Origin of the sequence: Xenorhabdus griffiniae (genome assembly GCF_001028135.1) — a bacterium.
In the GTDB taxonomy this organism is placed as follows: domain Bacteria; phylum Pseudomonadota; class Gammaproteobacteria; order Enterobacterales; family Enterobacteriaceae; genus Xenorhabdus; species Xenorhabdus bakwenae.
In genome coordinates this window covers 1-758 of the sequence record NZ_LDNM01000203.1, presented here as the reverse complement: position 1 = coordinate 758, position 758 = coordinate 1, and the positions used below count along the sequence as shown (strand labels likewise).

The 758-nt window shown below is 46.4% G+C and carries 2 protein-coding genes; both read left to right on the top strand.

Features of this window, described 5'->3' with window-relative positions; translation table 11 throughout:
* A partial coding sequence (locus tag AAY47_RS19705; RefSeq protein ID WP_047772086.1) for a hypothetical protein occupies positions 1-412 on the top strand: 412 nt, incomplete at its 5' end.
* A 101-nt stretch (positions 413-513) separates the two neighbouring features.
* Positions 514-758: hypothetical protein (locus AAY47_RS19700; RefSeq protein WP_047772085.1), on the top strand; the 245-nt coding region annotated here is incomplete at its 3' end.

Sequence of the window (758 nt, the reverse complement as noted above, 5' to 3'; positions counted from 1 at the left end):
CCATTTCGTTTTTCATCATGGCGGTGAATATCGATGGGAGCGAGCCAAACAAAAATTAATCAGGGAGGATATGCCCTACTTTCTGTCTATGAAAGGCAGGCAAAGACGCGGCTTAGATTACACGCCACTTTTTATGTTTTTATTGAGTAAAGTCGGTGAAAAATGGGATGCGGTTCACAGTGAAGCCGTTCAGCGACTGGACAGTCCAGAACCTTTATTTTGGATAGTGGCGTTACATGAGCATGAACAAAGAGATTATATCCGCTGTGGTGAATCCAGTTATTACAACGGGCTGTTCGTCGATAAATCAGGCTTTTTAAGGAAGGTGAATCCGCATTTGTCAGCAAATGATATTCCTATTCAGTGTCAGTGCTGTACGCATACATTTAACGGGATTCCTGTTCACCGCTGATTCAGGTAATTTTCACCATGGGAAAAAGAATTAAGTGCAGTATTTAACGCGCTTTTTCTGCATGTTACCCCTTTCAGCATGAATGAAAAGGGTCACAATCTGTGGTGCAAAAAGTCCAGTCCCGTCGGTTCAGCAGGGGAAACTCTTCGATTATCGGCCTGTTAAGCCTGTCACTCAGTTTTCCCGGTCAGGCCATGCCGGAAGTGCCAAACCCGGATCAGCATGAGCACACCCTGGCCGAAATCACCACCCAATGGGGGCAACTGACTCAATCGCAGTCACCCAACGAAGCGGCAAAAACAATGGTCGCCCGGCAGTTATCGTCTGTGGTGACATCAACACTGAC